The sequence below is a fragment of the Pseudomonas sp. NPDC079367 genome, from assembly GCF_044542195.1.
GTDB lineage: Bacteria > Pseudomonadota > Gammaproteobacteria > Pseudomonadales > Pseudomonadaceae > Aquipseudomonas.
The window spans coordinates 2,525-3,239 of record NZ_JBITTW010000081.1 but is presented as its reverse complement, the minus strand read 5'-3'; the positions used below and the strand labels follow the sequence as shown (position 1 = coordinate 3,239).

General features: G+C 52.2%; 1 protein-coding gene and 3 tRNA genes (1 of these 4 only partly in view). All 4 read right to left on the bottom strand.

Annotated elements, in window-relative coordinates; all coding sequences use genetic code 11:
- Positions 1–419: GTP-binding protein (locus ACIGDJ_RS28130; protein ID WP_397504710.1), on the bottom strand; the 419-nt coding region annotated here is incomplete at its 3' end.
- 85 nt (positions 420–504) lie between these two features.
- Positions 505–580 (bottom strand) — tRNA-Thr (locus tag ACIGDJ_RS28125).
- Between the two features lie 26 nt (positions 581–606).
- A tRNA-Gly gene (locus tag ACIGDJ_RS28120) sits at positions 607–680 on the bottom strand.
- Between the two features lie 25 nt (positions 681–705).
- Positions 706–715 (bottom strand) — tRNA-Tyr (locus ACIGDJ_RS28115); it runs 79 nt beyond the window's last position.

The following is a 715-nucleotide window of genomic DNA, read 5'->3' as shown; positions in this document are numbered from 1 at the left end:
AGGTCAGCCTTGTTCAGGAAAACCACGATGTACGGAACGCCTACCTGACGGGACAGCAGGATGTGCTCACGGGTTTGTGGCATCGGACCATCAGCGGCCGAGCAAACCAGGATCGCGCCGTCCATCTGGGCAGCACCGGTGATCATGTTCTTCACGTAGTCAGCGTGACCTGGGCAGTCAACGTGAGCGTAGTGACGAATAGTCGAGTTGTACTCAACGTGAGCCGTGTTGATGGTGATACCGCGAGCTTTTTCTTCTGGTGCACTGTCGATCTTGTCGAACTCAACGACGGCCGAACCGAAAACTTCGGAGCAGACGCGAGTCAGAGCAGCAGTCAGAGTGGTTTTACCGTGGTCAACGTGACCAATGGTCCCGACGTTGACGTGGGGCAGGGAACGATCAAATTTTTCCTTAGCCATCGATATCACCCTCTACAGAAGAAATTAGACAAACAATATCAACCATTAAAACAAAGGCAGATATTTTCATATCTGCCTTGTTATATGGAGCTCTTGAGCGGATTTGAACCGCTGACCTCACCCTTACCAAGGGTGTGCTCTACCAACTGAGCTACAAGAGCAAAACCCTTTGCACAACCTGCAAACTTGGAGCGGGTAGCGGGAATCGAACCCGCATCATCAGCTTGGAAGGCTGAGGTTCTACCACTAAACTATACCCGCGGAGCCTGCAGCTCACGCTTAAATCTGGGGGAGGG